The organism is Halomonas sp. ND22Bw (assembly GCF_003011945.1).
Lineage (GTDB): Bacteria > Pseudomonadota > Gammaproteobacteria > Pseudomonadales > Halomonadaceae > Halomonas > Halomonas halophila.
This window is the reverse complement of the sequence record NZ_PXWD01001018.1, coordinates 1-266: the sequence shown is the minus strand read 5'-3', so window position 1 is coordinate 266 and position 266 is coordinate 1. Positions and strand designations below refer to the sequence as shown.

The following is a 266-nucleotide window of genomic DNA, read 5'->3' as shown; positions in this document are numbered from 1 at the left end:
TGGCGATCACCGCGGCCTTGGCGGTGCCGCCCGTGAAGCGGCCGGTGGCGGCGAAGGCCAGGTCGTTGAAGAAGCGGCCGACGCCGGTCTGGATCAGCACCACGCCGAAGAACAGGAACAGGAAGATGAACTTGGCCGAGATCTGCAGCGGCGTACCGAACACCCCGCTCTCGCGGAACCAGAGGTAGGGCGCCACCTCGTCCAGCTGGAAGCCCGGATGGGAGAGCAGCGGCGTGGGGATATGGTTGCCGAGCAGGGCGTAGCTC

At 67.3% G+C, this 266-nt stretch carries 1 protein-coding gene; it reads right to left on the bottom strand.

Features of this window, described 5'->3' with window-relative positions; all coding sequences use genetic code 11:
• Window positions 1-266: TRAP transporter large permease subunit (locus CVH10_RS21250; RefSeq protein ID WP_146143229.1), on the bottom strand; the 266-nt coding region annotated here is incomplete at both ends.